Origin of the sequence: Nonomuraea sp. WAC 01424 (assembly GCF_003947315.1) — a bacterium.
Lineage (GTDB): Bacteria > Actinomycetota > Actinomycetes > Streptosporangiales > Streptosporangiaceae > Nonomuraea > Nonomuraea spiralis.
Map to the genome: position 1 here is coordinate 1 of NZ_QHHZ01000031.1, position 26,597 is coordinate 26,597.

The window sequence follows — 26,597 nt, forward strand, 5'->3', positions numbered from 1 at the left end:
GCCGTCCAGCAGGGCGACCAGCAGCTTCAGCCGGTTCTGGTCGGACAGCAGGCCGAAGACGTCGGCCGTGTCGGCCAGGTCCTCGGCGGCGGGCATGCGCTCGTGCACGGCGGCGACCCGGTCGGCGTCGACCACCTTGACGGTACAACCGTCGACGGCCAACACATGGTCATCTGAAGAACTGTTCATATGTCTAACTTAGTAGGACATGTCGGTGTTCTGTCAAGCGGGGGTCAAGCGCGCAGGCGAGGGGTCAGCCGCTTCAGCGCCGCCGCGAGCCGGTCGACCTGCGCCGCCGACGTGAACAGAGCCGGCGTGACCCGGACGGCGTCGCCGCCGGTCATGCCCGTCCGGGCGACCGTGTACAGGCCGTAGGTGTCCAGCAGCGTCTTGGCGACGGCCTCGTTGTCGGCGGTGGAGGTACGGCCGGCGATGCGGAAGGCGGTGATCGCGCCGTACATGCCGGGTTCGTCGGGGGTGAGGATCTGCATCCCCGGCAGGTCGCGGACCTGGCCGACCCAGCGGTCGCGCAGGTGGCACAGCCGGGCCTGCTTGAGCGGCGCGCCGAGCCGCTGGTGGAAGTCGAGGGCGTCGGGGACCGTGAGGGGGGCCGCGACGTCCATGGTGCCGGAGTGCACGCGCGAGCGGATGTCGCCGGCCGGGTAGCTCTCGTCGGCGAAGACGGGCTCGATGTCGGCCAGCCGTTCGCGGCGGATGTAGAGGAACCCCGTGCCGAGCGGCGCGCCCATCCACTTGTGCAGCGAGAACGCGGCGAAGTCGGCGCCGAGGCCGGGCAGGGTGAAGTCGAGGTGCCCCCAGGAGTGGGCGGCGTCGACGACGACGTCGACGCCGCGTTCGCGGGCCATGGCGACGATCTCCCGGACCGGCAGGACCAGTCCCGTGCGGTTGTTCATGTGCGACAGCAGGAGCAGCCTGACCTTGGGGTTGGCGCGCAGCGCCCGCTCGTAGGCGTCAAGAGCCGCCTGCCGGGTGGCGGGCTCGGGCACGACGAGCCTGGCGACACCGGCCTCGCGCCGCCCGGCCAGCCAGTTCATCGTGTGCTGGGCGGCCGGGTAGTCGAGGTCGGCGTACAGCACGGCGTCGCCCGGACGCAGCCGCCGGTAGCCGGAGATGAGGTTCTGCAGCGCCTCGGTGCCGCCCCGGGTGAGCGCGATCTCGTCCCGGGTGACGCCGAGCAGCCGGGCGACGCGGTCGCGCACCTCGTCGGCCTTCGCCTTGTACGTCGTCCGCAGCAGATGGGAGTTGCGGGCGTTGAGATCGTCGACGTTGCGGTGGTAGGCGCGCCGGACCGGCTCGGGCATGATCCCGTAGTAGCCGTTCTCCAGGTTGACGAAGTCGGCGCTGACCCGGAACTGCCCGGCGACGCCCGCCCAGAAGCGTTCGTCCCGGGCGAGTCCGGAGACGTCGGCGGCGAGGGCGGGGGCGGCGGCCACGGCGGCGGCCAGCGCGCCGACCCCGGCGATGACCGCACGTCTGGACAGGGCCATGCGCACCCCTTCGGTCGGCGGAACGGTGAATGCCAGTGTCGCGGAAACAATCACCCGCCACGGGGACGGCTCGCCGTTGTGCCGTCATCCGGCGGGAATGCAGCTGTTTGAGAGATCGGGTGGGCATTAAGTAATTCGCACAGCGGATCCGGTGCAACGGGAATTTCTTTACGGCAACCTTGTCCTTTCCCGGGCGCGCCGCGTCGCGTGGCGGGCATGATTCGCGGTGATGCTCATGACCAGGTCAGCCGGTGCGCACCGGCCGCCCCTCCCGGGGGCCGGCCGATGGCTGACGCACGCGGTCCTGGCCCTGGCCCTGCTGATCACCGTGGTGTTCGCGCACGGCGGCGCGTGCGCGGCCGTCGAACTGTCCGAGCGGGCCTCGGGCGGCCCCGCGCCGGCGGCCGTCCAGGACGCCGCCTCCGGCCTCCACCGGCACGTCACGTGGTCGTCCGGCCGCATGCCGGTGCAGGACGCGGAGTGCCTGCACGGTGAGCTGCCGCTCGGCCATCTGCACGGCACCGAGCAGAACTGCTCGGCGGTCGCCGCCGCCTCCGCGCCCGTCGTGGCCGCCGTCTGCGCGCTGCCCGCCGTGCCCGCCGCTCCCGCGGCCCTGTCCGTACGGGCGGCGCCGCCGGTCGTTCCGGCAGGACTCGCGCCGGGTCACGGATATCCCTGTGTGATGCGTATATAGGACGCGCGTTCCTCGTCGCCGTCCATTTCCACTGCGCCGTTTCGCGGTGCCTTCCATGCCGCGGGTGCGCCGTCCATCTCGGGGATATCCACCAATGTCGTACGACACTTTGCCGCGCCCTGACATTCTGCCCGCCATCGGAAATTCGGGTATTTGTGTCACCGTCGGAAACACACCACTGGCGTTCGTCGCCGCGCCGTTCGTCACCCAAGGAGGCGGCTTCTGGGCCAAGCTGGAAGGCTTCAACCCGGGCGGCATCAAGGACCGGCCCGCCCTGCACACGATCCGCCAGGCCCGCGCCCGGGGCGACCTGGCCCCCGGCGCGACGATCGTCGAGTCGACCAGCGGCACCCTGGGGCTGGGCCTCGCCCTGGCCGGGATCACCTTCGGCCACCCGGTCGTGCTGGTCGCCGACCCCGGCATGGAACCGCTCATGCAGCGGCTGCTGGCCTCCTACGGCGTACGCCTGGAGATCGTGCCCGAGCCGCATCCCACCGGAGGCTGGCAGCAGGCCCGCCGCGACCGGGTCCACGAACTGCTGGCCGAACTGCCCGGCTCCTACTGCCCCGACCAGTACAACAATCCCGACAACGTCGCCGCCTACGCCGGGCTGGCCCGCGAGCTGCTCGCCCAGCTCCCGCACATCGACACGCTGGTCTGCTCCGTCGGCACCGGCGGGCACAGCGCGGGCATCAGCCGCGAGCTCCGCCGCCACCTGCCCCGGCTGCGGCTGGTCGGCGTCGACACCGTCGGCTCGACCATCTTCGGCCAGCCCGACCGCCGCCGCCTGATGCGCGGCCTCGGCTCCAGCATCCACCCCGGCAACGTCGCCTACGACGCCTTCGACGAGGTGCACTGGGTCAGCGCCGCCGAGGCGGTGTGGGCCTGCCGCACCCTGGCCGCCCAGCACTACGTCTCGGGCGGCTGGAGCACCGGGGCCGTCAGCCTGGTGGCCCGCTGGCTGGCCGGGTCCGCCGGAGCGGGCGCCGTCGTCGCCGTCTTCCCCGACGGGCCCTGGCGTTACTGGAACACCGTCTTCGACGACGGCTACTGCCGCGCCCACGGCCTGCTCGGCGTCACCCCGGCCGACGAACCCGACGAACTGGACAGCCCCTCGGAACGGGAGGTACGCCGCTGGACCCGCTGCACCACGGTCACCGACCCGCTGGCGGGCACACGATGAAGGACACGCTGCGGGAGTTCCGCTCCTTCGACCGGCCGATCCGGCTGCTCCAGATCAACCAGGCGGGCATCAACATCGGCTTCTACATGCTGATGCCCTACCTCGCCCAGCACCTGTCGGCCGGCGCGGGCCTGGCGGCCTGGACGATCGGGCTCATCCTCGGCCTGCGCAACGCCAGCCAGCAGGGCATGTTCCTGATCGGCGGCACGCTGGCCGACCGGTTCGGGCACAAGCCCATGATCATGGCGGGATGCGCCCTGCGCACCGCGGGGTTCGCGCTGTTCGGGCTCACCACGTCCCTGCCGCTGCTGGTGGTGGCCGCGGTGCTCACGGGGCTGGCGGGGGCGCTGTTCAACCCGGCCGCCCGCGCGTACCTGGCGGGCGCCGCTGGGTCGCGCAAGGTGGCGGCCTTCGCTGTGTTCAACGTGTTCTACCAGGGCGGGATCCTGCTCGGACCGCTGCTCGGGGTGCTGCTGCTGGCGGGCGGGTTCACCGTGGTGTGCCTGGGGGCGGCGGGCATCTTCGCCGTCCTGACGGTGTTGCAGGGGCTCTACCTGCCGTCGCGGCCCAGGGAACCGGACCAGGCGCGGCAGCCGGTGTTGCGGGCCTGGCGGCAGGCGTTCGGCGACCGGGCCTTCGTCTCGTTCGCGGCCTCGATGATCGCCTCGTACGCGCTGTCGTACCAGATGTACCTCGCCCTTCCGCTGCAGGTGCAGCGGGCCGGCGGCGGCGAGTGGGGGGTGACCGCGCTGTACGCGGCGTCGGGCCTGCTCGGCATCGCCGGGCAGGTACGCCTGACCGCCTGGTGTGCCGAACGGTGGAGCCGCGGCCAGGCGATCACCCGCGGGCTGGCCCTGATGGGGGCGTCCTTCGTGCCGATGGTCGTGGCCGCGCAGCTCCACCTGCCGCCGGCGGCGACGCTGGCGGCCGCGCTGGTCTGCGCGCTGCTGCTCGGCGCGGGCACGCTGGTCGCCTTCCCGTTCGAGATGGCCACCATCGCGGACATGGCGGGCGAGCGGCTGGTCGGCACCTACTACGGCCTGTACAACCTGGCCTCCGGCGCGGGCATCCTGGCCGGGAACCTGCTGTCGGGCGCCCTGCTGGACGTGACCGCCGGAGCGGGCTGGGCGGGCCTGCCGTGGTTGGCGCTGGCCGCCGCCGGGTCGCTCTCGGCCCTGGCGGTGGCCCGCCTGGACCGCCGCCAGGCCCTCCAGCCACGCCTACCGGCACCCGTCCCGACCGGCTAGCCGGCGTCGCCGGGGTTGCGCTTGCGGCGGCCGGCGATGACGGTCGCCGCTCCGCCCGCCACCAGCGCCGCCGCGGCCACCCACAACCAGCCGGGCACACCGCCCGAGCCGGTCTCCGCCTGCGCGACCGGCGTCGAGGAGGCCGCTTCCGGCTCGCCGGAACCGGCGGAGGCGGCGGGAGCGGCCTCGGACGGCGTCGCGGAGTCGGCGGGAGTGGCGGCGCCGGACGGTTCGGCCGTGGCGGCGCCGGACGGCTCGGCCGTGGCGGTGTCGGACGGCTCGGCGGTGGGGGTGGCCGGGGCGGTGACGGTGAAGCGCAGCTCGCCGGAGATCGGGCGGCCGTCGGAGGAGACCACCCGCCAGGCCAGACGGTACCGGCCCGGCTCCAGCGGCTCGCCCGGCTCGGACGTCACCTTGACGCCCTGGCTGCGCGGCTTGCCCAAGGGCAGGTTCTTGCCCGCGGGCCCGTCGAGCACGAGGGTCGGCATGGTCATCCGGGACGTGAACTCAAGCTCGATGCTCTCCACCTGCGCCACCTTGGCGCCGTCGGCGGGGGAGCTGTCCTTCAGCCGGTCATGGGCCAGCGCCGCGGGCGCGGTGGCCAACAGCAGCAGTACGGCACCGCCGACGGCGACACCGGCACGGCGGATCGCCCGGAACGGACGACGAACGGGGCGGTTGGAACGGGTCACTGTGAACTCCGAAGATCCTGGATCCGGCTGAACCGCCGGATGGACGTACGCTCCGGCGCGTGACGGCGCGGAAGGCGCACCGCGACGGCGCCGGCTGGCACCTGCCGGACGGCACGCGGGACCCGCCGCGTGACGGTACGTCAGCGGCAGTGCGGGCGGGCGTGCCGGACCGGGCCGGGCGGCCCGCGCCGGGAGAGCACCGGAGCCAGCAGCAGGACCCGGTGTCCCGCCACGGGCGGCCACAGCGGGCACGCGCGGGCGGGCCCGGCGACCGGCGGCGCCAGGACGCGCAGCCAGGCGGACAGGACACCCCACAACCGGGCCAGCCGGACGGTGCTCAGGCGCAGCACCGCCGCCAGCGCCGCGTCACCGCGGGCCAGCCACCAGCTCGACGACAGCGCCACGGCCAGGTGGATCACCACCATGCCCGGGGCGGAACCGTGCCCATGGGCGACGGCCCCGGTGGGAACGACTGTCGACACGGCGGAGGTCGCGGGGGCGGAGGCGTCGAAGAGTTCGTGCAGGCCGTACTGGGCGGCCACGCACATGCTCAGCAGCAGCGGCCAGCCGCGCGGGCGGGAGCCGGCGGCGTAGGCGGCCCCGAAGGTCTCCGCCACGGCCACGGCCAGCGGGCCGGGCGCGATCGCGGTGCCGCCGACCAGCATGTGCAGGGCGGCGGAGACCAGGACGCACACAGCCGTGAACACCGCGGCGCGAAGCGCGCGGACCACGGGACGGGCGACCTGCACCCGGCCATCGTGCCAGAGCCCGGGAGCGTCGTCATCCGCGTGCGTGCGCAACCCGGTCCGCAGTCCGGGCTCCATGCCGGGGGGCAGCCAGGTGAGGCGCCGGCCATGCCAGGGGTCAGCCATGTAGGAGTCAGTGGTGTTGCGGGGTTTCGAGCTCGCCGCCCAGCCGGGCGCGCAATTGTTCCAGCGGGCCGGCCGCGGCGACGACCACCCACCGCTCGCCGACCAGGTACGAGCCGCCGTACGCCTGGGCGGCGTCGAGCCAGGTCCGTTTGCCGTTGTCAGTGGCGAAGGTCACGATCGTGAGCCGGCCCTGCGGGCTGTCGCAGGCCGCCTGGCGCAGCTCGGCGGCGTCCACCTGCAACTTCCGGGGCGGGCAGCCGAGCAGGGCGGTGAGCTGTTCCATGCTGGCGGCCCGCGACGCGGGAGCGGCGGCGGGAGCCTGGGCGGCGGCGGGGGGAGCGGCGCCGTGGTGGTGCGCCGCCTGCTGGACGGGTACGGGCGCGGTCGCGCAGCCCGCCAGCAGGGCGAGGCCCAGGGCCGCGACGGCCGGCCGTGGGATGCGGATGTTCCTGGTCGTGGGCATGAGGCTCCGTACGATGAGCGATGAGCGATGCGGTGTGGCGGGTCCTGTCAGTTCTGTTGCGTCCACCGGCGTCAGGGGGTGGTCGGGGCGGGGGAGGGGGCCGGCGGTTCGGGGAGCTGGTTGTGGTTCACCAGGCCGGTCGACTCCAGGTACGTCATGTGGCGCATGACGAAGTTGATGCCCTCCTGGGCGAACTTCCGGATCTCGGCGTTGCGGGTCCCGGCCCGTACGAGGGCGAGGGTGCCGAAGACCTTGCCGTGGGCGGCGCGCAGCAGGTTCGCGTAGTCCTGGTCGAAGGCGGGGCCGCTCTCGGTCGCGAGCTGGGCCAGCCAGCGCTGCTGGTCGGGATTGGGCTCGTCGGGCAGCGCGACGCCGAGCTTCGCCGCGGTCTGGCGGGTCATCTGGTCCAGCTTCCCGTGCTCGTCCATGATCTGCTTGCCGACCTGCCTGACGCGCGGAGACTGGGCGCGGGTGGCGGCGTACTCGCCCGCGGGCATCTCCCACAGGCCCGCCTGCCGCACCTTGATCAGCAGATCGACGTCGGCGGCAGAGAGCGGGCCGGAGGACGTCTGGGTCGGTTGCGCGACCGCGGAGTCGATCGACTGGGGCAGGATCAGCAGGATCGTCGCCGCGGCCGCCGCGACGAAGCCGCCGAGCATGAACATCTCACCGCGCAAGAGCCTCTGCATGCTGCGAGGTACGCAGGCCGGCCCGGTCCGGTTCAACGGTCATGGCCCTTCTTGTGTCGCTGCGTCGCGGATATACCCCCCTTGGGTATAGTGTGGCCGCGACAAGGAGGACAAATGAGACGTCTTGCAGCGCTGGATCCGGCAGAGGCCCCTGAGAAGTCCCGCCCGATCCTGGAGGACATCGTCGCCAGGCACGGCGGCGTGGGCGACATGGTGTCCACGATGGCCCACTCGCCCGCCCTGCTCCAGGGATACCTGGACTTCTCCCGTGCGATGAAGCGGGTGAAGATCCCGCGCGCGCTCGGCGAGAAGATCTCCTTGGCCGTGCAGGAGTGGATCGGCTGCGGCACGTGCCTGGCCGCCCACACCGAGGCGGCGCTGGCGGCGGGCCTGACCGAGACGGACGTGGCCCTGGCCCGCCAGGGCACCTCGGCCGACGCGCGGGAGGCCGCCCTGATCGGCGTGGCCGTCCGCGTACTGGTCGAGCCGTCGGCCATCACCGACGAGGACGTGGCGGGGCTGCGTGCCCACGGCTGGAGCGACCGGGTGATCGCCGAGGTCGTCGGGCTGGTCTCGCTCAACCTGCTGACCGGCGCGTTCAACCTGCTCGTGGGCAACCAGCCGCACGAGTCGTAGGCCCGTGCGGGCGGCCGTGGCAGGATCGGGGTGTGCGGGAGCAGCGGTACACCACGGAGAGCCGGTCGGGCGGGCGCGGGCGGATGTTCGTGCCGGTGCCGTTCGATCCCGACGCGGTCTGGGCGCCCAAGCAGGTCCACCACGTGACCGGCACGGTCGAGGGCGTGGCCGTCCGCGCGGTGATCGTCGAGGAGCAGGGTGAGCGCGGCTTCCTGCTCGGCCCGGCGTGGTCGCGATGCGGGCCGACGCCGGGCGCGCGGGTGCGCGTGGTCCTCACGCCCGAGGGGCCGCAGCGGGCGGACCTCGCCGACGACCTCGCGGCGGCCCTCGACGCCGACCCGGCGGCGGGCGCCTTCTTCGACTCCCTCGCCCAGTTCTACCGCCGGGCCTACCTGCGCTGGATCGACGGCACCAAGGGCCGTCCCGAACTGCGGGCGCGGCGCATCGCCGAGACGGTCGGCCTGCTGGCGGCGGGCGTGAAGGAGCGTCCCAAGACCTGAGCCCCGAGGGGCGGGCGCCGGGCCTGGGCGGTGCGCGGTCCGTACGCGCCGACCAGGGGGATCGGCCGCACGGCCGGTCACGTGGTCAGCGGTCGTGGTGTACTGGCTGATGGCGATCGGCGTGCGCCGGGAGGCGGTCCCCCGCACGCCCCGGCGACGGTTGGAGGACGACATGACGGTGCACGAACCGGCGGCAACCTCGCATTTCCGGCGGGCGCACGCCGACGCGGTCGACGCGGTCGACGCCTTCATCGCCGCGGCCAACGCCGACGACCCCGAACACCGTTCCGCGCTGCTCAGCCGGGCCCTCGCCGCCGACGTCGTGTTCTGGGGGCCGCTCGGGCGCGGCACCGGCCGCAACGCGGTGGCCGACTTCATCACCGAGGTCGTGCAGGGCTACCGGGCCGGTGGTTGCCGCCTGGTGCGGACGACGTCCGTCGACGCGCCGCACGAGTGGGCCCGGTTCGGCTGGCGCTTCGAGGCGCCCGACGGCGCGACCGTCCTGTCGGGCACCGACATGGTGCACCTGACCGCCGCCGGCGACATCGACGAGTTCGTGGTCTTCGCCGGGCCGCTCCACTGACCGCCGCTCCCGCCGCCGCCAGGACCTAAGCCCCTGCGCCTCCGGGACGTTCGCCGCTGCCGCCCGCGCCCCCGCGCGAGGGAACGTGGAGGCGGAAAGCGAGGTGGCCGATCATGTCGATCGAGGTCAAGGACGTCATGGGGCGCGTGGCGATCGCGGTGCTGGAGCACGCGTCGTTCGCCGACATCGTGGCGGCGATGAAACGGTACGCGGTGGGCGCGGTCACCGTGATCGACGCCGACCGGCGGCCGGTGGGCGTGGTGTCGGAGGACGACCTGCTGCTGAAGGAGACCGGCCACGCGCGGCACGCGGTCTCCGTCTTCGACTCGCGGGCGCGGCGGCAGGAGCACCGCAAGGCCGGCGCCGTCACCGCGGCCGAGCTGATGACGTCACCGGCGATCACGGTCACGCCGGGCACGCCGGTCCGCGAGGCGGCCCGGCTCATGCACGCCCGGCGCGTCAAGCAGCTCCCGGTGATCGACCCGGTCACCGGCCGCGTCGCCGGCACGCTGCACCAGCGCGACGTCCTGCGCGTCTTCACGCGCCCCGCCGGCGAGCTGGAGGCCGACGTCCGGGCCGTGCTCCCGAGGGACGGGACGTTCTCGGTGGCGATCGACGCCGGCGTCGTCACGATCGGCGGCAGGGTGGCCGCAAGGTCGCGGGCCGTCGAGCTGACGGAGGCGGTCCGGGCGGTGGAGGGCGTCGTGGACGTCGTCGCCGAGATCGAGCACGACCACGAGGACCTGTTCACCGTCCCCCCGTTGTTGTAGGGCGGGACCAAGGTCCTTCCGGCGCGGGCCGTACGCCACTGCACCCGGACGGCCGCGACCGGTGGGATGAAGGCAAGACAGAGAGCACGACCCCAGCGGAAAGGAAGGCCCGCCATGGCCACCACCGTTCACACCCCCGTGATGGGCGTCGCCGCCGTCGCCAAGGCGGCGCACACCCCGGTCGACTACGTCTGGGCCGCCGCCCGGATCGCGATCGGCTGGATCTTCCTGTGGGCGTTCCTGGACAAGACGTTCGGCTGGGGCTTCGCCACCCCCGCCGCCAAGGCCTGGATCAACGGCGGCAGCCCGACGACCGGCTTCCTCAAGGGCACCGGCGAGAACGCGCTCGGCGGCCTGTTCGGCGCCCTGGCCGGCCAGGCATGGGTGGACTGGCTGTTCATGACCGGCCTGGCCGGCATCGGCCTGGCGCTGGTCCTGGGCGTCGGCACCCGGATCGCCGCGGTCACCGGCACCCTGATGCTGGCCCTGATGTGGGCCGCCGAACTGCCCCTGGCCACCAACCCCTTCCTCGACGAGCACATCATCTACGCCATCGTCCTCGTCGGCCTGGCCCTGACCGGCGCCGGCACCACCCTCGGGCTCGGCAACCTGCCGATCGTCCGCCGCAACGCCTGGCTCAGGTAGCCACTCCGGTCAAGGGCCCGTACCTCGTGGGGGACGGGCCCTTGGCCGTTCCGCGGGTGGACGGCCTGATGCTGCCGGCGACGGGTCCGGCTGGGACACTGAACGGTATGTCGGAAAGTGAGCACCGTAGCCTGATGCCCCAGATGCGGCTCGACGAGTTGCTGGCCGAACTCCAGACGAGGCTCGCCGCCGTCCTCGCCACCCGCGACCGGGTGCACGCGCTGCTGGAGGCCGTCGTGTCCGTGGGCAGCGACCTCGACCTGGAGACCGTGCTGCGGCGGATCGTCGAGACGGCGACCAGGCTGGTGGACGCCTCGTACGGGGCCCTCGGCGTGGTGGGGGAGGAGCGCACGCTCGTCCAGTTCATCCCGGTGGGGCTGAGCGAGGAGGAGATCGCCAGGATCGAGCACTGGCCCCACGGCCTCGGCCTGCTCGGCCTGCTCATCAAGGACGCCCGCCCGCTCAGGCTGGGCCGCATCTCCGACCACCCCGAGTCCTACGGCTTCCCGCCCGGCCACCCGCCGATGGGCACCTTCCTCGGCGTCCCGGTACGCGTCCGCGACGAGGTGTTCGGCAACCTCTACCTGACCGAGAAGCGCGGCGGCGGCGACTTCGACGAGGAGGACGAGGCCATCGTCGTCGCCCTGGCCACCGCCGCCGGCGTCGCCGTGGAGAACGCCCGGCTGTACGAGGAGTCGCGCCGGCGCGAGACCTGGCTGAAGGCGTCCTCGGAGATCACGACCAGCCTGCTGTCCGGCGCAGGCTCCCGCGAGGTGCTGACCACCATGGCCGCGCGGGCCCGCCAGATGTGCGACGCCGACCTGGTCCAGGTGCTGCTGCCCGACCCGGCGGGCCAGACGCTGACCGTCGACGTGGCCGAGGGCGACGGGGGCGGCGCGCTGGTGGGGACGGCGTTCGACGTCTCGGCCACACTGGCCGGCGAGGTGTTCACGCACGCCGAGCCCCGGTCGGAGCGCGACCTTCCGGGCGCGGCCCACCGCGACTCCCCGCTGCGGCGGCTGGGCTACGGCCCGGGGCTCATGGTGCCGCTGGGCGCCGCGCCCCGGGTGCGCGGCGTGCTCACGCTGGCCAAGCGCGGGGGTCGGCTGCCGTTCAGCGCGGCCGACCAGCAGATGCTCGAATCGTTCGCGGGGCAGGCGGCGATCGCGCTGGAGCTGGCCGAGACCCGCCGCGACGCCGAACGGCTCGGCCTGCTGGAGGACCGCGACCGCATCGCGAAGGACCTGCACGACGTGGTCATCCAGCGGCTGTTCGCGACCGCGATGACGCTGATGAGCACCGTACGGCTGGTCGAGCGGCCGGAGGCGGGCAAACGGCTCCAGCACGCGATCGACGAGCTGGACGAGACCATCCGGCAGATCCGCTCGTCCATCTTCGCGTTGCAGGCCCCGCGCGAGGACACCGCGCCGAGCCTGCGCACGCGGATCGTCGACCTGGTCGAAGGGGCGGGCGCGCACCTGGGGTTCATGCCCGGCCTGCGGATGGAGGGCCAGATCGACACCCTGGAGCCCGACCCGGTGGCCGAGCACCTGCTCGCCGTCCTGCGCGAGGCCCTGTCCAACGTCGTACGCCACTCCCACGCCACCCGCGCCGAGGTCTCGATCGAGGTCGCGGACGGCCGGCTCACCCTCGTCGTCGGCGACAACGGCGTCGGCGTGGGCGTGGGCGGGCGGCGCAGCGGCCTGCGCAACATCGAGGAACGGGCCGGCGACCTGGGCGGCGCGGCCGAGCTGGAGACCCCGGAGGAGGGCGGCACCCGCCTGCGCTGGCACGTGCCCCTGTGAGGGCCCGGCGCCGCCGCGCGTCCTAAGTCCTCCCAGGTCGGGACCTTCGTCCATACCCCACGTCATCCCCGCTGAGCTGTGATGGGACAGCACATCCCGGTGATCGCGGCCGTCCCCCGGCCGCATGAACGTGAGGAAGACATGACGAACGCACCGGCCACCACCCCCGGCCGCAGCCCGGCGTTGATGCTCGGCCTGGCGACCCTGGGCTTCGCGGTGAACTTCTGGGCCTGGGCGCTGCTGAGCCCGCTCGGGCCGCGTTTCAAGGAACTGCTCGGGTTGTCTGCCGGGCAGCAGGCGCTGCTGGTGGCCGTACCGGTGATCGTGGGGTCGCTGGGCCGCATCCCGGTCGGCGCGCTCGCCGACCGGTTCGGCGGGCGGGTGATGTTCCCGCTCGTCTCCGCGGCCACCATCGTCCCCGTGTTGTTCATCGGCCTGTTCGGGCAGACGTCGATGGTCGCGCTGCTGACCGGCGGGTTCTTCCTGGGCATCGGCGGCACCGTGTTCGCCGTCGGGGTGCCGTTCGTCAACGCCTGGTTCCCGCCGAACCGGCCGGGCCTGGCCGTCGGGATCTTCGGGGCCGGGATGGGCGGCACCGCGATCAGCGCGCTGACCACCGTCCCGCTGGTGCGCGCCGCCGGGCCGGCCGTGCCGTTCGTCATCACCGCCGTCGTGCTGGCCGCGTACGCGGTCGTGGCGTGGCTGGTGCTGCGTGACGCGCCCGGCCGCGCCGTCGTCGTCCAGCCGCTCGGGCTCGGCCTGGCCGCCGCGCTCAGGCTGCCGATCACGTGGCAGGCGTGTGTGTTGTACGCGGTCGCCTTCGGCGGATACGTCGCCTTCTCCGTCTACCTGCCCGCCTACCTCCAGACCGGGTACGGGCTGGAGCAGGCCGACGCCGCCAACCGGATGGCCGGGTTCGTGGTCCTGGCCGTGCTGGCCCGGCCGCTGGGCGGCTGGTTGTCGGACCGGGTCGGGCCGGTGCCCGTCCTGACCGGCGTGTTCGTCGTCACCGCCGTCACGGCGGGCGTGCAGGCGCTCACCCCCGGCCTCATGCCGGTCGGCACGATCGCGTTCCTGACCATGGCCGCCGCGCTCGGGGCCGGCAGCGGCGCCACGTTCGCCCTCGTCGCGCAGGTCGCCCCGGCCGACAAGGTCGGCACCGTCACCGGCCTGGTCGGGGCCGCCGGCGGGCTCGGCGGGTTCGTCCCGCCCCTGGTGATGGGCTTCCTGTACGGCCGGCTCGGCTCGTACGGACTGGGTCTGGCCCTGCTGGCGGTCACCGCCGTGGTCACCCTGGCCCTGACGGTGACCGCGGTCCGCGCGCTGGCCGCCAGCCGCACGGCCGGCTCCCACTGACGTGAAAGAAGGGGCGGGGCCCGGCGGGCCCCGCCCCTTCTTTTCGTCCGTCGCTAGATGGAACGTTCCCGGGCGATCCGGCGGCCGGAGACCTGCTCGGCCTCGACCACGACGAAGTGATCGCGGCTGCCCGGCGCCCAGGGGGACAGCGGCAGCCTGGCCAGCCGGGCCGTCTCGGCGGGATCGTTCACGGCCCGCGCGTGCCCGACGGCCGTCACCGACCAGCCCGTGCGCGTCGCGGGATCGAACTCGTCGGCCTCGAACGCCACCACGGCGTGCCGGGTGGCCGCCGCCAGCTTCGATCCGATCGAGGTGCGGATGACGACGCTCTCGCCGTCGAGGCAGAAGTTGACGGGCTGGACGGCGGGCAGGGCGCGATCGGTGAAGACGATGCGCCCGATCGGCGCGGACGACAACAACCGCAGGCACTCCTCACGCGAGAGCACCTGGAGCCCGGACGAATCGAGTCGCATACGCCTCAGCCTGCCACCGGGACGCATCCCGGCGGCAGAGGCGAAAGTCCCGAGGTCAGGGCCGCTCAGCAGGGCCGCTCAGTCGCGCCGGTCGGCCCGCAACCGCGCCGACAACGCGGCCGCCTGGGTACGGCGCTGCATGTTGAGCTTGGACAGCAGGTTGGACACGTAGTTCTTGACCGTCTTCTCGGCCAGGAACATGCGCTCCCCGATCTGCCGGTTGGTCAGCCCCTCGCCGATCAGGTCGAGGATGTGCCGCTCCTGCTCCGACAGCGCCGCCAGCGGGTCCTTCCGGGCCGCCTGGTCGCGCAGCCGCTGCAACATGGCGGCGGTGGTCTGCGGGTCGAGCAGCGACTGCCCCGAGGCCACCGTACGCACCGCGCCGACCAGGTCGGAGCCGTGGATCTGCTTGAGCACGTAGCCCGAGGCGCCGGCCATCACCGCGTCGAACAGGGCGTCGTCGTCGGCGAACGAGGTCAGCATGAGGCAGGCCAGCTCCGGCAGCTTCGAGCGCACCTCGCGGCACACGTCGACGCCGTTGCCGTCGGGCAGGCGCACGTCGAGCACCGCCACGTCCGGCCGCAGGGCCTGGATGCGGGCGACGGCCGACTCCGCGGTCCCGGCCTCGCCGATCACCTCGATGTCGTCCTCGGACTCCAGCAGGGTGGCCACGCCACGCCGCACGACCTCGTGATCGTCGAGAAGGAACACACGAATCATGTCTCCGACGCTACCGCCTCCCGTCACCCGGCAGTAGGGACCAAGGTCCCCCGTGCCGGTCGTGGGCCCATCGGCCCCCACGAAGGGACTTTGGTCCCTGCCGGGAGCGGGCGGCCACCCACCAGCCTGGAGCCATGACCGTTGTGGCAGGGGAAAAGTTGTGAGCGACATAGACGCGATCCCGGGCATGGGGCCGTTGCTGGCCGCCAGGAAGTTCTTCACCAAGGCGGAGGTGTCGGCCGACGGGCGCACCATCCACCAGATCGACCCCAGCGCCTGGGACCGCTTCTACCGGGACCGGTGGGCGCACGACAAGGTGGTGCGCTCGACGCACGGCGTGAACTGCACGGGCTCGTGCTCCTGGCAGGTGTTCGTCAAGGACGGCCTGATCACGTGGGAGCACCAGGCCACCGACTACCCGTCGGTCGGCCCGGAGTCGCCCGAGTACGAGCCGCGCGGCTGTCCCCGTGGCGCCTCCTTCTCCTGGTACACCTACTCTCCCTCGCGGGTGCGCTACCCGTACGTGCGCGGGGTGCTGCTGGAGATGTGGCGCGAGGCCAAGGCCAGGCTGGGCGACCCCGTACTGGCGTGGGCGGAGCTGACCGGCGACCCGGAGCGGGCGCGGGCCTACAAGCGGGCCCGCGGCAAGGGCGGGTTCGTCCGGTCGAGCTGGGAGGAGGTCCTGGAGCTCATGGCCGCCGCCCACGTGCACACGATCAAGGACTACGGCCCGGACCGGGTGGTCGGCTTCTCGCCGATCCCGGCGATGTCGATGGCCTCGTTCGCGGCGGGCACCCGCTTCCTGTCGATGATCGGCGGCACCCTGCTGTCGTTCTACGACTGGTACGCCGACCTGCCGATCGCCTCGCCGCAGGTGTGGGGCGACCAGACGGACGTGCCCGAGGCCGCCGACTGGTGGAACTCCCGCTACCTGATCATGTGGGGCTCCAACATCCCGGTCACCCGCACCCCGGACGCGCACTTCATGACCGAGGCCCGCTACCAGGGCACCAAGGTCGTCGCCGTCAGCCCCGACTACGCCGACAACGTCAAGTTCGCCGACGACTGGCTCGCGCCGCACCCGGGCACGGACGGCGCCCTCGCCATGGCGATGGGCCACGTGACGCTGACCGAGTTCTTCCGCGACCGCCAGGTCCCGTACTTCACCGACTACGTGCGCAAGTACACCGACCTGCCGTTCCTGGTGACGCTGGAGCCGCGCGGCGACGCGTACGTGCCGCGTCGGTTCCTGACCGCCGCCGACCTGGGCCAGGAGAGCGAGAACGCCGAGTTCAAGACCGTCTTCCTGGACGAGACGACCGGCGCGGCGCAGGTGCCGAACGGCTCGCTCGGCCACCGCTGGGGCCAGGAGGGCGAGGGCCGCTGGAACCTCGACCTGGACGGCGCCGTCCCCGCGCTGACCCTGCTCGACCGGTCCGGGCGCGCGGTCGAGGTGGACCTGCCGCGCTTCGACGAGGGCCCCACCGAGGGCGGCACGGTCATGCGCCGCGGCGTGCCGGTGACCGAGCTGGGCGGCAAGCTGGTGACGACGGTGTTCGACCTGCTCATGGCCCAGTACGGCGTCAAGCGCGACCTGCCCGGCGTCTGGCCGGACGGCTACGAGGACGCCACGCAGCCCTACACCCCGGCCTGGGCGGAGGAGATCACCTCGGTCCCGGCCGCCACGATCGCCAGGATCGGCCGCGAGTTCGCCCGCAACGCCGAGCGCACGCAGGGCCGGTCGATGATCGCGATGGGCGCGGGCACCAACCACTGGTTCCACTCCGACCAGATCTACCGCGCGTTCCTGACGCTGGTGCTGCTGACCGGCTGCCAGGGCGTCAACGGCGGCGGCTGGGCGCACTACGTGGGCCAGGAGAAGGTCCGCCCGGTCACCGGCTTCCAGCACCTGGCCTTCGGCTTCGACTGGCAGCGCCCGACCCGGCACATGGCCGGCACCGCGTTCTGGTACCTGGCCACCGACCAGTGGCGTTACGAGCGCATCGGGGCCGGCGAGCTGGCCAGCCCGCTCGGCGAGGGCAGGTTCGCGGGCCGGTCGTTCGCCGACTGCAACGCCCAGGCGGCCCGGCTCGGCTGGCTGCCCTCGCACCCGACGTTCGACCGCAACCCGCTCAAGCTCGCCGACGAGGCCGCCGAACGCGGCATCCCGGTCGCCGAGCACGTGGTGAACGAGCTGACCTCGGGCCGGCTGCGCTTCGCCGCCGAGGACCCGGGCGACCCGGCCAACTTCCCGCGGGTGCTGACCGTGTGGCGGGCCAACCTGCTCGGCTCGTCCGGCAAGGGCAACGAGTACTTCCTGCGCCACCTGCTCGGCGCCGACGCCGAGGCGCGCAACGAGGAGACGCCCGAGGGGCTGCGCCCGGCCGAGGTGACCTGGCGGGAGAACGCCGCCGAGGGCAAGCTCGACCTGCTGACGACGATCGACTTCCGGATGACGTCCACGGCGCTGTTCTCCGACGTCGTCCTGCCCGCCGCCACCTGGTACGAGAAGCACGACCTGTCCAGCACCGACATGCACCCGTTCGTGCACGCCTTCAACCCGGCCATCGCGCCGCCGTGGCAGACCCGGTCCGACCACGACGCCTTCCTCGGCCTGGCCGACGCCTTCTCCGAGCTGGCCGCCCGCCACCTGGGCCGGCGCACCGACGTGCTGGCCGTTCCGCTCACCCACGACACACCGGACGAGCTGGCCCAGCCGGGCGGCCGGGTGCGCGACTGGAAGCACGGCGAGTGCGAGCCGATCCCGGGCAAGACCATGCCGAAGATCATCACGGTCGAGCGCGACTACGCCGCCGTCGGCGAGCGCGTACGCGGGATCGGGCCGCTGTTCGCCGAGCTGGGGCTGACCACCAAGGGCATCACGTACCAGGTGGGCCCCGAGCTGGACTACCTGCGCGAGCAGAACGGCCGCACGCCCGAGGGACACATCTCCCTGAGCACCGCCGACCGGATGTGCGAGGCCATCCTCGCGCTGTCGGGCACCACCAACGGCCGCCTGGCCACGCAGGGCTTCGAGACCATGGAACGGCGCACCGGCACCCGGCTCGCCGACCTGGCCGCCGAGCACGAGGGCAAGCGCATCACGTTCGCCGACACGCGGTCCAGGCCGCAGCCGGTGATCACCTCGCCGGAGTGGTCCGGGTCGGAGACCGGTGGGCGCCGCTACTCCGCCTTCGTCATCAACGTCGAACGCGACAAACCGTGGCACACCCTGACCGGGCGGCAGCAGTTCTTCCTCGACCACGACTGGATCATCGAGCTGGGCGAGCAGCTTCCCGCCTACCGGCCGCCGCTCGACCTGCGCCGCCACCACGGTGACCAGGGCGACGGGCAGGGGGCCGAGGTCACCGTGCGGTACCTGACGCCGCACTCGAAGTGGTCGATCCACTCGGAGTACCAGGACAACGCGTACATGCTGGCCCTGTCGCGGGGCGGGCCCACGATCTGGATGAGCGTCGAGGACGCCGCCGCGATCGGGGCGGCCGACAACGACTGGATCGAGGCGTACAACCGCAACGGCGTGGTCGTGGCCAGGGCGGTCGTCTCCCACCGGATGCCGGCCGGGACCGTGTACATGTACCACGCCAAGGACCGCAACGTGAACGTGCCGCTCACCGAGAAGTCGGGCCGGCGCGGCGGCGTGCACAACTCCCTCACCCGGCTGCTGCTCAAGCCCAGCCACCTCATCGGCGGGTACGCGCAGTTCACCTACGCCTTCAACTACTACGGGCCGACCGGCAACCAGCGTGACGAGATCACGGTGATCCGCCGCCGCGGCCAGGAGGTGACCTACTGATGCGCGTCATGGCACAGGTCGCCATGGTGATGAACCTGGACAAGTGCATCGGCTGCCACACCTGCTCGGTCACCTGCAAGCAGACCTGGACCAACCGGGACGGCGTCGAGTACGTCTGGTTCAACAACGTCGAGACCAAGCCCGGCGTCGGCTACCCCAAGCGGTACGAGGACCAGGAACGCTGGCACGGCGGCTGGGAGCTCGACCGGCGCGGCCGGCTCAAGCTGCGCGCCGGCGGCCGGGTCAAGCGGCTGCTCAACCTGTTCTCCAACCCCGACCTGCCGGACCTGGACGACTACTACGAGCCGGCCACCTACGACTACGACACCCTGCTCAACGCCCCCGCCGGGCCGCACGTGCCGGTCATCCGCCCCAAGTCGGCCATCACCGGCCAGGACATGAACATCACGTGGGGCGCGAACTGGGAGGACGACCTCGGCGGCGCCCCCGAGCACGCCCACGGCGACCCCAACCTCGCGGCCATGGCCGAGAAGGTGCGCATGGAGTTCGACCAGACCTTCATGTTCCACCTGCCGCGCATCTGCGAGCACTGCCTGAACCCGGCGTGCGTGGCCGCCTGTCCGTCCGGCGCCATGTACAAGCGGGAGGAGGACGGCATCGTCCTGGTGGACCAGGACCGCTGCCGCGGCTGGCGCATGTGCGTCTCGTCGTGCCCGTACAAGAAGGTGTACGTCAACCACAAGACCGGCAAGGCCGAGAAGTGCACGTTCTGCTTCCCCCGCATCGAGGCGGGACAGCCGACCGTGTGCGCCGAGACCTGCGTCGGACGGCTGCGCTACATCGGCCTCGTCCTGTACGACGCCGACGCCGTGCTGGCCGCCGCCCGCGTGCCCGACCCGCGCGACCTGCTGGAGGCCCAGCGGAAGGTCTTCCTCGACCCCGACGACCCCGAGGTGGCCGCCGCCGCGCGGGCGTCCGGGATCAGCGAGGACTGGATCGAGGCCGCCCGCCGCTCGCCGATCTACCGGCTGGCCATGCGCTACCGGGTGGCGCTGCCGCTGCATCCGGAGTACCGCACGCTGCCGATGGTCTGGTACATCCCGCCGCTGTCGCCGGTGCTGGACGCCGTGACCGGCGCCGGCGCGGACGCCGACGACCCCGACAACGTCTTCCACGCCATCACCGACCTGCGCATCCCGCTGGAGTACCTGGCCGGCCTGTTCAGCGCCGGGGACACCGAGGTCGTGGCCGGGGTGCTGATGAAGTTGTCGGCGATGCGCGGCTACATGCGGGCCCGTACCCTCGACGGCACCGTGGCGGAGGACCTGCTGGAGTCGGCCGGGATGACCGCGCGCGACATGGAGGAGATGTACCGGCTGCTGGCCGTCGCCAAGTACGACGAGCGCTACGTCGTGCCCGCCGCGCACCGCGAGGACGCCGCCGCCCTGTCGGCCCAGGCCGACGGATGCAGCCTGGACGGCGACGGCGGCCCCGGCATGAGCGAGTTCCACCCGACGGGCCTGACCGGCCGCCGTACCGACGGACGCCTGGGCCTGAAGCTCTTCACCGGCAAGGGACCGGCCTCATGAGACTGCTCCGCGCACCCGAGACCGCCCTCGAACGGCCGCAGGACCGCGCGACCCTGCTCCGGCTGGTGTCGCTGCTTCTGCAGTACCCGGACGCCGGGCTGCTGGACGCCCGCCCCGAGCTGGGCCGGGTCGTCGCCGCGCTGCCCAACTCCCACCCGCGCCAGGCGCTGGAGCAGTTCCTGTGGTGGTTCGCCGACCGGCAGCCGATGCCGCTGGCCCGCCACTACGTCGAGACCTTCGACCTGCGCCGCAAATCCAGCCTCTACCTCACCTACTACCTGCACGGCGACACCCGCCGCCGCGGCATGGCCCTGCTGACCCTCAAGCAGCGCTACCGTGTGGCCGGGCTCACCCCGCCCGAGGGCGAGCTGCCCGACTTCCTGCCGGTGGTGTGCGAGTTCGCCGCGCTGGCCGGGCCGGACACGGGGGAGGCGCCGCTGCGCCAGCACCGCAAGGGGCTGGAGCTCATCCGCACCGCCCTGCACGACTCCGGCTCGCCGTACGCGCTGGTGCTGGACGCGCTGTGCGCGGTGCTGCCCGGCCTGTCGGAGGCCGAGCGGACCGCGCTGGCCGACCTCGCCCTGGCCGGCCCGCCCGCCGAGGACGTCGGCCTGGCCCCGTACGGGCCGTCGCTGAACGAGAGCGGCCTGGCCCCGTCCGGGTCGCCGCCGAACGAGAGTGAGGTACGGCCGTGAGCGTCGTGCTGTGGGCGATCGTCCCCTATGTCGCCTTGACGATCTTCGTCGCCGGGCACGTCTGGCGCTGGCGCGTCGACCAGTTCGGCTGGACCACCCGTACCACGCAGGTGCTGGAGAGCCGGGTGTTGCGGCTCGGCTCGCCGCTGTTCCACCTGGGCGCCTTCGCCGCCATCGGCGGTCACGTGCTCGGCCTGCTCGTCCCCAAGAGCTGGACCGAGGCGGTGGGCGTCGACGAGCATCTCTACCACCTGGTGTCGGTGAGCGCCGGGACGGTGGCCGGGATCATGGTCGTCGCGGGCCTGGCGCTGCTGCTGGCCCGCCGCCTGACCAGCCCCCGGGTGCGCCGTACCACCACGCGCTCCGACAAGGTGCTGTTCACCGTGCTGGCCGTGGTGATCGTGCTCGGCATGACCGCGACCGTGGGCCGCAACCTGCTCGGCGGCGGCTACGACTACCGCGCCACCATCGCGGTCTGGTTCCGCGGCGTCCTGACCTTCCGCCCCGACCCCCGCCTGATGGCCGACGTGCCGCTGATCTTCCAGTTGCACGCGATGTCGGCCTGGCTGCTGGCCGCCGTCTGGCCCTTCACCCGGCTGGTGCACGTGTGGTCGGCGCCGGTGGCGTACCTGTGGCGGCCCTACGTCGTCTACCGGCGGCGCGTGCCCGTACGGCCGCGCTGACCGGCGCGGGGATGAGCGTGGCCAGGGCGGCTGTGGTGCTGCTGGCCGCCGCCGGCGCCGCGCTGGTGGCGGCCGGCCCGGTCACCGCCGCCCAGGAGGACGCCGCCCGCGCCGAGATCCGGCTGGAACCGCGCGGACAGGTGATCAGGCTGGTTACAGCGCGTGGATGCGGCGGCCGGTGATCCGGTGCGGGACGATGCGGATGTAGAGCCGCCGGTCGCCGCCCGCCCACGGCGTGGGGTCGGCCCCGGCCTGCTCCTCCGGCGTCACGTGATGGGCGGCCCCCTGGACCAGCACGCTCCAGCCCTGCCGCCTGGCCTCGTCGATCCGGTCCACCTCGAAGCCCACCATGACCTCGACCCCCTCCAGCCCGGTACGCAGATCCTGGTCCATGGGCCCGCCCGAGCCGGTGCGGAAGACGATCGCGCCCTCGTGCATCCGGAAGTTGACGGGCAGCACCGTCGGCCCGTGCGAGCCGTTGAACGCGATCCGCCCGATGCCGCCCGGCTCGATCAGCCGCCGGCACTCGTCGGGATCGAGCACCTCCAGCACCGGCTCGGCCATCGCCGGTCCGACGCCCGGCGGACGGTCGCGCCCGCCGCCCAGCAGATCCTGGCTGGTGGTCTCCAGTGCGTCGGCCAGGCGGTTCAGGGTGCCCCGGTCCGGGATGTCCACATGCTCCTCCATGTAGCGGATGTAGCCGGCGGACATGTCCGCCCGCTCCGCCACCTGCTCTGGCGTGAGCCCCAGCCGCTGCCGGTGATATTGGATGCGGTGGCCGAAGTCGCCGGTCCCTGTCACTTTCTCCTCCTGCGCGCTAGAGCACTGCGTGATGAAGCTACCCATGTCCCTGCCCTCCGGACAGGGTCCTTCGCCCCTTCCGGCCCCGGCCGTGGGACCAACGTCCCTTGTGCCGGGGACGCACGGCCCTAGGGGACGGCGGCCGGGAAGAGGAGCCTGGCCTGCATGGATGTCCTGGATCTCTCCCGGTGGCAGTTCGGCATCACGACCGTCTACCACTTCCTCTTCGTGCCGCTCACGATCGGCCTGTCGATCATCGTGGCCGGGTTGCAGACGGCGTGGCACCGGACGAAGAAGCCGGAGTACCTGCGGCTGACCCGGTTCTGGGGACGTCTGTTCCTGATCAACTTCGCCATGGGCGTGGTGACCGGGATCGTGCAGGAGTTCCAGTTCGGCATGAACTGGAGTGACTACTCCCGCTTCGTCGGAGACGTGTTCGGGGCGCCCCTGGCCATGGAAGGGCTCATGGCGTTCTTCCTGGAGTCCACGTTCCTCGGCCTGTGGATCTTCGGCTGGGACCGGCTGTCGCCCCGGCTGCACCTGGCCACGATCTGGCTGGCCGCCATCGGCACCAACATCTCGGCCTACTTCATCCTGGCCGCCAACTCCTGGATGCAGCACCCCGTCGGCTACCGGATCGTCAACGGCCGCGCCGAGCTGACCGACATCTGGGCCGTGCTCACCAACTCGACCACGCTGGTCACCTTCCCGCACGTCCTGTTCGGGGCGTTCCTGACCGCGGCCGCGTTCGTGCTCGGCGTCAGCGCGTGGTTCCTGCTGCGCAAGCGGGACGTCTCCCTCTTCCGCACCTCGGCCCGCCTGGCGCTGGCCGTCAGCCTGGTCTCGGCGATCGGGGTGTCGTTCTCCGGCCACTGGCAGGCCCAGATCATGACCGAGCAGCAGCCGATGAAGATGGCCGCCGCCGAGGCCCTGTGGGAGGACGAGACCTCCGCCGGCTTCTCCCTGTTCGCCATCGGCGACGTCGAGAACGGCCGCAACCACGTCAACCTGCAGATCCCGTACGGCCTGAGCCTGCTGTCCACCAACACCCTGGACGGCGAGGTCGAGGGCATCAACGACATCCAGGCCCGCTACCAGGCCCTGTACGGCCCCGGCGACTACCGTCCGGTCGTCGGCCTGGCGTACTGGTCGTTCCGGCTGATGATCGGGTTCGGCATGGTGTCGGCGCTGCTGGCCCTGGCCGGACTCTGGCTGACCAGGCGCGGCCGGCTGCCCGCGGGCCGCTGGGCCTACCGGCTGGCCATCGCCGGGATCGGCCTGCCGTTCCTGGCCAACAGCATGGGCTGGATCTTCACCGAGGTGGGCCGCCAGCCGTGGACCGTCTTCGGGATCATGCGCACCGCCGCGGCCGTCTCGCCCACGGCGGACATCCCCTCGGTGGCCATCACGCTGGTCGGCTTCACCCTGGCCTACGCCGTGCTCGCGGTCATCGAGATCCGGCTGCTGCTCAAGTTCATCCGGATCGGGCCGAACGAGCAGGCCGAGCCCGACACCGCCGTCCCCGCGCTGAGCTACTGAGGAAACCATGGAAAACGTCTGGTTCGTACTGATCGCCGTGCTCTGGACCGGCTACTTCCTGCTGGAGGGATTCGACTTCGGCGTCGGCATCCTGCTGCCCGTCCTGAGCCGCGAGGAGGCCGACCGGCGCGCCATCGTCAAGACGATCGGCCCGGTGTGGGACGGCAACGAGGTGTGGCTGCTGGTGGCCGGAGGCGCCACGTTCGCCGCCTTCCCCGAGTGGTACGCCACCCTGTTCAGCGGCTTCTACCTGCCGCTGTTCCTCATCCTGCTGGCGCTCATCGCCCGCGGCGTGGCCCTGGAGTACCGCAGCAAGAGCGACAGCACGCGCGGCTGGGACCGGGCGCTGTTCTGGGGCTCGCTCGTCCCGGCCTTCCTGTGGGGCGTGGCCTTCGCCAACATCGTGCGCGGTGTCCCGCTGGACGCCGACCACGAGTACACCGGCACGCTGCTGACCCTGCTCAACCCGTTCGCGCTGCTCGGCGGGCTGGCCACGTTGTTGCTGTTCACCCTGCACGGCGCCGTCTTCCTGGCCCTGCGCACCACCGGTGACCTGCGCCAGGCCGCCGCCCGGATGGCCAAGAGCATCTCCCCGGCCGCGTTCCTGGTGGTGATGGCGTTCATGCTGCTCTCCGACGGCGGCGGCGGGGCCGTCCGGTGGGCCGCGGTGGCGCTGGTCGCGCTCGGCCTGATCGGCGCGGTCGCCGCGACCGTACGCGGCCGTGACGGGTGGGCGTTCACCGCCAGCGCGGTCGCGATCGTCGCGCTGGTCTGCGCGATCTTCAGCGGCCTGTGGCCGAACGTCATGCCCGCCCTGGACCCGGCCAACAGCCTCACCGTGACCAACGCGGCCTCCAGCCCGTACACGCTGACGGTGATGACCTGGGTGGCGGCCGTGTTCACGCCCGTCGTCCTGGCCTACCAGGCGTGGACGTACTGGATCTTCCGCCGCCGTCTCACCGGCGCCGCCTGACCCGGGCCGCTACGCGCGCCGGGCGATGACGTGGGCGAGGGCCGCCACCCGCCGATAGGGATCGGTGGCCCCCGCCAGCTCCTCACAGTCCAGCAGTTCGGCGAGCTCGGGCCCGGCGGGCGGCTCGGCGTTCGACGGCACGACGTCGGTGAAGACCCGCACGCCGTACCAGGCATCCACCGGCAGGCCGCGGACGGCGAGCGCGGCGACCAGATCCGCCACCCGGTCCGCGCGGGCCGTCACCCCGATCCGGTTGTCGTAGGACAGGTCCCCGAACGCGCGCCGCGCCGCCGCCCAGTCGCCCAGCAGGCCCGGCCGCATCGCCAGCGCGTCACCGTTGCGGACCAGCAGCGACACCAGGCCGCCCGGCCGTACGAGCCGCGCCAGGTCGTCCAGCAGCGTGGCGGGGTCGGCGAAGTACATCAGCACGCCCTGGCAGAGCACCACGTCGAAGTCGTCCGCCGCGAACAGCGCCGCCAGGTCGCCTACGTCGCCCTCGACGGTCCGGACCCGCCGCCGTACCTGGTCGGGCTCGTCGGCCAGCGCCCGCCGCAGGTCGCCGAGGAGCGTGGGGGAGGAGTCGAGCCCGGTCACCTCGTGGCCGTCACGCGCCAGCCGCAGGAGCTGGGTGCCCTGTCCGCAGCCGGCGTCCAGAACCCGCAGCGGCCGGTCCGGCAGGTGTGCGGCGAGCTGACGGGCCACCAGCTCCTGGCGTACGACCTGCCGCAACGTCCCCAGGTGGGCCCGCCACCGCTGCTCGCCGGACGAGAACCCCGGACTCACCCCACCCCCGGGTCGGCGGCCCCGCCGAGCTCGGTCACGGTCAGGGCGCGCAGCAGGTGGGGGTGCAGGCCCTCGGCACGCTGCCGGGGCAGGCCGGCCGCCAGCGCGGCGTCGACGAGCGCGGCCTTCGTCCACGCGAGGTCGACGCGCCGCCCGGCGTCGCCGGTGATCAGCGGATGGTCGGCGGGCCGCCCGCCGCACAGGCCGCGCAGCGGGCGGCGCAGGTACGGCGCGAGCGGGAAGGCGACGACGTCCCCCCGCCCGTCGTGCAGGGTGATCAGCGCGGGATCGCCGCCGCCCACCAGGTGGACGTCGCACGGCGTCAGCCGGGCCAGCGCGTCGACGGACGCGCCGGTGGACTCCAGCAGCCCGATCGCCACGGCCTCGGCCAAGCGCCCCTCCCCGGCCAGGCGGGCGACCCCGTCGCGCAGCAGCCGCCGCTCGGCCGGCGTGGGCGGATGGGCCGCCGGTACGGGCAGGGCCGGGCCGTGCCCGCCGGCGAAGGCGTAGAAGGAGGCCAGGACGGCCCGCCTGCGGATCACCGTCGCCTTGGCCAGCGGCCGCCCGGACGGGGCCAGCCCGCCGGTGATGGCGGCCAGGCAGTAGGCGTCGGCCTGCGACCCGGCCGCGAGCAGCTCGGCGCCGGGTTCGGTGGCGCGTAACCATCGCAGGTAGGAGGCCAGCACCCGTAACCGCGTACGCCGCAGGGCCGGGGACGGCTTCTCGCGCAGCCATCCGGCCACCACGCGCGTCGCCACGGGATCCAGCCCCTCGACGAGATCGACGTCGGGCGCGGGCACCTCACCCCCGTCGCCGGGACGGCGGCGTGGGCGCAGCCCCTCGATCCGGGCGACGAGGCCGCGGGCCTCCGGGCCGGTGAGCGCGTTCCAGGACGCGAGGCCGCCTTCGGACATGCTCAG

27 protein-coding genes are annotated in these 26,597 nt (G+C 72.8%); 17 read left to right on the forward strand and 10 right to left on the reverse strand.

The window, feature by feature from the left end:
* Positions 1-233 precede the first annotated feature (233 nt).
* Positions 234-1,508, reverse strand: coding sequence for an aminotransferase class V-fold PLP-dependent enzyme (locus DMB42_RS50560; RefSeq protein ID WP_125648807.1), 1,275 nt, complete (start codon positions 1,506-1,508; stop codon positions 234-236).
* A gap of 235 nt (positions 1,509-1,743) precedes the next feature.
* Between DMB42_RS50560 and DMB42_RS50565 the strand changes: the two genes are divergently transcribed.
* The 3 genes from DMB42_RS50565 (at position 1,744) to DMB42_RS50575 (ending at position 4,632) form a co-directional block, all read left to right on the forward strand.
* Entirely contained in the window at positions 1,744-2,202 is a 459-nt protein-coding gene (locus tag DMB42_RS50565) for a hypothetical protein (protein ID WP_125648810.1), read from the forward strand.
* Positions 2,203-2,296: 94 nt separating this feature from the next.
* Positions 2,297-3,385, forward strand: a complete 1,089-nt coding sequence (locus DMB42_RS50570; protein WP_185845300.1) for a PLP-dependent cysteine synthase family protein — start codon at positions 2,297-2,299, stop codon at positions 3,383-3,385.
* The gene (locus DMB42_RS50575; RefSeq protein WP_125648816.1) at positions 3,382-4,632 is read left to right on the forward strand and encodes an MFS transporter; all 1,251 of its coding nucleotides are present in this window, start codon (positions 3,382-3,384) and stop codon (positions 4,630-4,632) included. The genes DMB42_RS50570 and DMB42_RS50575 overlap by 4 nt, the downstream gene beginning before the upstream one ends.
* On the opposite strand, the gene DMB42_RS50580 is transcribed toward DMB42_RS50575, so the two are convergent.
* The 4 genes from DMB42_RS50580 to DMB42_RS50590 all read right to left on the reverse strand — a co-directional run bounded on the left by DMB42_RS50580 (position 4,629) and on the right by DMB42_RS50590 (position 7,348).
* The gene (locus tag DMB42_RS50580) at positions 4,629-5,324 is read right to left on the reverse strand and encodes a copper resistance protein CopC (RefSeq protein WP_185845301.1); all 696 of its coding nucleotides are present in this window, start codon (positions 5,322-5,324) and stop codon (positions 4,629-4,631) included. The genes DMB42_RS50575 and DMB42_RS50580 overlap by 4 nt on opposite strands.
* A 140-nt stretch (positions 5,325-5,464) precedes the next feature.
* Positions 5,465-6,196: a hypothetical protein gene (locus tag DMB42_RS53900; RefSeq protein WP_185845302.1), complete on the reverse strand. Its 732-nt coding sequence runs from the start codon at positions 6,194-6,196 to the stop codon at positions 5,465-5,467.
* Between the two features lie 7 nt (positions 6,197-6,203).
* Positions 6,204-6,659 carry a hypothetical protein gene (locus tag DMB42_RS50585; protein WP_125648821.1) on the reverse strand — a complete coding sequence of 152 codons (456 nt, stop codon included), beginning with the start codon at positions 6,657-6,659 and terminating at the stop codon, positions 6,204-6,206.
* A 71-nt stretch (positions 6,660-6,730) separates the two neighbouring features.
* Positions 6,731-7,348: a DUF4142 domain-containing protein gene (locus tag DMB42_RS50590; protein ID WP_125648824.1), complete on the reverse strand. Its 618-nt coding sequence runs from the start codon at positions 7,346-7,348 to the stop codon at positions 6,731-6,733.
* A 114-nt stretch (positions 7,349-7,462) separates the two neighbouring features.
* On the opposite strand from DMB42_RS50590, the gene DMB42_RS50595 reads away from it, so the two are divergent.
* The 7 genes from DMB42_RS50595 to DMB42_RS50625 all read left to right on the forward strand — a co-directional run bounded on the left by DMB42_RS50595 (position 7,463) and on the right by DMB42_RS50625 (position 13,643).
* A complete protein-coding gene (locus DMB42_RS50595; RefSeq protein ID WP_125648827.1) occupies positions 7,463-7,984 on the forward strand; it encodes a carboxymuconolactone decarboxylase family protein in 522 nt (173 codons plus the stop codon).
* Positions 7,985-8,016: 32 nt separating this feature from the next.
* Positions 8,017-8,484, forward strand: a complete 468-nt coding sequence (locus DMB42_RS50600; protein WP_221762729.1) for a YdeI/OmpD-associated family protein — start codon at positions 8,017-8,019, stop codon at positions 8,482-8,484.
* A gap of 94 nt (positions 8,485-8,578) precedes the next feature.
* Positions 8,579-9,067 (forward strand): nuclear transport factor 2 family protein, encoded by a 489-nt coding sequence (locus DMB42_RS50605; protein WP_260478414.1) that lies wholly within the window; start codon positions 8,579-8,581, stop codon positions 9,065-9,067.
* A 113-nt stretch (positions 9,068-9,180) separates the two neighbouring features.
* Positions 9,181-9,837 (forward strand): CBS domain-containing protein, encoded by a 657-nt coding sequence (locus DMB42_RS50610; RefSeq protein ID WP_125648829.1) that lies wholly within the window; start codon positions 9,181-9,183, stop codon positions 9,835-9,837.
* 114 nt (positions 9,838-9,951) lie between these two features.
* Positions 9,952-10,482 (forward strand): hypothetical protein, encoded by a 531-nt coding sequence (locus DMB42_RS50615; protein WP_125638298.1) that lies wholly within the window; start codon positions 9,952-9,954, stop codon positions 10,480-10,482.
* A gap of 107 nt (positions 10,483-10,589) precedes the next feature.
* On the forward strand, positions 10,590-12,287 hold the full coding sequence (locus tag DMB42_RS50620; protein WP_125648831.1) for a GAF domain-containing protein: 1,698 nt from the start codon (positions 10,590-10,592) through the stop codon (positions 12,285-12,287).
* Between the two features lie 141 nt (positions 12,288-12,428).
* Positions 12,429-13,643: an MFS transporter gene (locus DMB42_RS50625; protein WP_125648834.1), complete on the forward strand. Its 1,215-nt coding sequence runs from the start codon at positions 12,429-12,431 to the stop codon at positions 13,641-13,643.
* A 53-nt stretch (positions 13,644-13,696) separates the two neighbouring features.
* Here DMB42_RS50625 and DMB42_RS50630 read toward each other — a convergent pair whose 3' ends face one another.
* The gene (locus tag DMB42_RS50630; RefSeq protein ID WP_125648837.1) at positions 13,697-14,116 is read right to left on the reverse strand and encodes a pyridoxamine 5'-phosphate oxidase family protein; all 420 of its coding nucleotides are present in this window, start codon (positions 14,114-14,116) and stop codon (positions 13,697-13,699) included.
* Positions 14,117-14,194: 78 nt separating this feature from the next.
* Positions 14,195-14,836 carry a response regulator transcription factor gene (locus DMB42_RS50635; protein WP_185845303.1) on the reverse strand — a complete coding sequence of 214 codons (642 nt, stop codon included), beginning with the start codon at positions 14,834-14,836 and terminating at the stop codon, positions 14,195-14,197.
* A gap of 187 nt (positions 14,837-15,023) precedes the next feature.
* On the opposite strand from DMB42_RS50635, the gene DMB42_RS50640 reads away from it, so the two are divergent.
* From DMB42_RS50640 to DMB42_RS53905, 5 genes are read left to right on the forward strand one after another with little or no spacing between them, the layout of a single operon-like run.
* A complete protein-coding gene (locus DMB42_RS50640; protein WP_125648975.1) occupies positions 15,024-18,653 on the forward strand; it encodes a nitrate reductase subunit alpha in 3,630 nt (1,209 codons plus the stop codon).
* Complete coding sequence (gene narH / locus DMB42_RS50645) at positions 18,653-20,203, forward strand: nitrate reductase subunit beta (RefSeq protein WP_125648843.1); 1,551 nt, start codon at positions 18,653-18,655, stop codon at positions 20,201-20,203. The genes DMB42_RS50640 and narH overlap by 1 nt, the downstream gene beginning before the upstream one ends.
* A complete protein-coding gene (gene narJ / locus DMB42_RS50650; RefSeq protein ID WP_125648846.1) occupies positions 20,200-20,898 on the forward strand; it encodes a nitrate reductase molybdenum cofactor assembly chaperone in 699 nt (232 codons plus the stop codon). Before narH ends, narJ begins: the two co-directional genes overlap by 4 nt.
* Entirely contained in the window at positions 20,895-21,581 is a 687-nt protein-coding gene (narI, locus tag DMB42_RS50655; RefSeq protein ID WP_125648849.1) for a respiratory nitrate reductase subunit gamma, read from the forward strand. Before narJ ends, narI begins: the two co-directional genes overlap by 4 nt.
* 17 nt (positions 21,582-21,598) lie before the next feature.
* On the forward strand, positions 21,599-21,763 hold the full coding sequence (locus DMB42_RS53905; RefSeq protein ID WP_185845304.1) for a hypothetical protein: 165 nt from the start codon (positions 21,599-21,601) through the stop codon (positions 21,761-21,763).
* On the opposite strand, the gene DMB42_RS50660 is transcribed toward DMB42_RS53905, so the two are convergent.
* The gene (locus tag DMB42_RS50660; protein ID WP_125648852.1) at positions 21,735-22,382 is read right to left on the reverse strand and encodes a pyridoxamine 5'-phosphate oxidase family protein; all 648 of its coding nucleotides are present in this window, start codon (positions 22,380-22,382) and stop codon (positions 21,735-21,737) included. The two genes, DMB42_RS53905 and DMB42_RS50660, sit on opposite strands and share 29 nt — an antisense overlap.
* 165 nt (positions 22,383-22,547) lie before the next feature.
* Between DMB42_RS50660 and DMB42_RS50665 the strand changes: the two genes are divergently transcribed.
* Positions 22,548-23,921 (forward strand): cytochrome ubiquinol oxidase subunit I, encoded by a 1,374-nt coding sequence (locus tag DMB42_RS50665; protein ID WP_125648855.1) that lies wholly within the window; start codon positions 22,548-22,550, stop codon positions 23,919-23,921.
* Positions 23,922-23,928: 7 nt separating this feature from the next.
* The gene (gene cydB / locus DMB42_RS50670) at positions 23,929-24,894 is read left to right on the forward strand and encodes a cytochrome d ubiquinol oxidase subunit II (protein WP_125648858.1); all 966 of its coding nucleotides are present in this window, start codon (positions 23,929-23,931) and stop codon (positions 24,892-24,894) included.
* 9 nt (positions 24,895-24,903) lie between these two features.
* On the opposite strand, the gene DMB42_RS50675 is transcribed toward cydB, so the two are convergent.
* Complete coding sequence (locus DMB42_RS50675; RefSeq protein ID WP_125648860.1) at positions 24,904-25,677, reverse strand: bifunctional 2-polyprenyl-6-hydroxyphenol methylase/3-demethylubiquinol 3-O-methyltransferase UbiG; 774 nt, start codon at positions 25,675-25,677, stop codon at positions 24,904-24,906.
* A complete protein-coding gene (locus DMB42_RS50680) occupies positions 25,674-26,591 on the reverse strand; it encodes a hypothetical protein (protein WP_125648863.1) in 918 nt (305 codons plus the stop codon). The genes DMB42_RS50675 and DMB42_RS50680 overlap by 4 nt, the downstream gene beginning before the upstream one ends.
* Between the last annotated feature and the right edge of the window lie 6 nt (positions 26,592-26,597).